Annotated in this window: 1 rRNA gene; it reads right to left on the bottom strand. The window is 50.9% G+C overall.

The features are described from left to right. Positions 1–189: 189 nt before the first annotated feature. Positions 190–1,539 (bottom strand): 23S ribosomal RNA (locus K0F86_RS27135); the annotation flags it as partial.

Below are 1,539 nucleotides of genomic sequence, written 5' to 3'. Positions count from 1 at the left end.
CGGTCCTGTTCGGGATGGGAAGGGGTGGGACCAACTTGCTATGGTCATCAGGCATAACTTGTACCGGCATTTGTCCTCAGTGGAGCGACAAAGCCTGAATCTGGAAGAAGCAAAGATTGGGTAATGAATAGTAGTATCAACAAACGCACAACGTTGTACCGTCTTATCCTCTGTACCTGCTAAGGTTATAGGGACAAGCCGTACGGGCAATTAGTACTGGTTAGCTTAATGCATTACTGCACTTCCACACCCAGCCTATCAACGTCCTGGTCTCGAACGACCCTTCAAAGAGCTCAAGGCTCTGGGAAATCTCATCTCAAGGCAAGTTTCCCGCTTAGATGCTTTCAGCGGTTATCTCTTCCGTATTTAGCTACCCGGCAATGCCACTGGCGTGACAACCGGTACACCAGAGATACGTCCACTCCGGTCCTCTCGTACTAGGAGCAGCCCCCTTCAAATTTCCAACGCCCACGGCAGATAGGGACCAAACTGTCTCACGACGTTTTAAACCCAGCTCACGTACCACTTTAAATGGCGAACAGCCATACCCTTGGGACCGGCTACAGCCCCAGGATGTGATGAGCCGACATCGAGGTGCCAAACTCCCCCGTCGATATGAACTCTTGGGAGGAATCAGCCTGTTATCCCCAGAGTACCTTTTATCCGTTGAGCGATGGCCCTTCCATACAGAACCACCGGATCACTATGTCCTACTTTCGTACCTGCTCGACTTGTCAGTCTCGCAGTTAAGCACGCTTATGCCATTGCACTATCAACACGATGTCCGACCGTATCTAGCGTACCTTCGAACTCCTCCGTTACACTTTAGGAGGAGACCGCCCCAGTCAAACTGCCTACCATGCACTGTCCCCGATCCGGATAACGGACCAAGGTTAGAACCTCAAACAAACCAGGGTGGTATTTCAAGGTTGGCTCCACGAGAACTAGCGTCCCCGCTTCAAAGCCTCCCACCTATCCTACACAGATTGGTTCAAAGTCCAATGCAAAGCTACAGTAAAGGTTCATGGGGTCTTTCCGTCTAGCCGCGGGTAGATTGCATCATCACAAACATTTCAACTTCGCTGAGTCTCGGGAGGAGACAGTGTGGCCATCGTTACGCCATTCGTGCAGGTCGGAACTTACCCGACAAGGAATTTCGCTACCTTAGGACCGTTATAGTTACGGCCGCCGTTTACTGGGACTTCAATCAAGAGCTTGCACCCCATCATTTAATCTTCCAGCACCGGGCAGGCGTCACACCCTATACGTCCACTTTCGTGTTTGCAGAGTGCTGTGTTTTTATTAAACAGTCGCAGCCACCAGTTTATTGCAACCCTTTCACCCTTCTGGAGTAAACCAGTCAAGCTACCGGGGCGTACCTTTTCCCGAAGTTACGGTACCAATTTGCCGAGTTCCTTCTCCCGAGTTCTCTCAAGCGCCTTAGAATACTCATCTCGCCCACCTGTGTCGGTTTGCGGTACGGTCTCGTATGACTGAAGCTTAGAGGCTTTTCTTGGAACCACTTCCGATTGCTTCATG

Source organism: Janthinobacterium sp. UMAB-60 (genome assembly GCF_900095235.1).
Lineage (GTDB): Bacteria > Pseudomonadota > Gammaproteobacteria > Burkholderiales > Burkholderiaceae_D > Janthinobacterium.
Note: the sequence above shows the minus strand (reverse complement) of the source record. Positions and strands in the feature narration are given on the sequence as shown.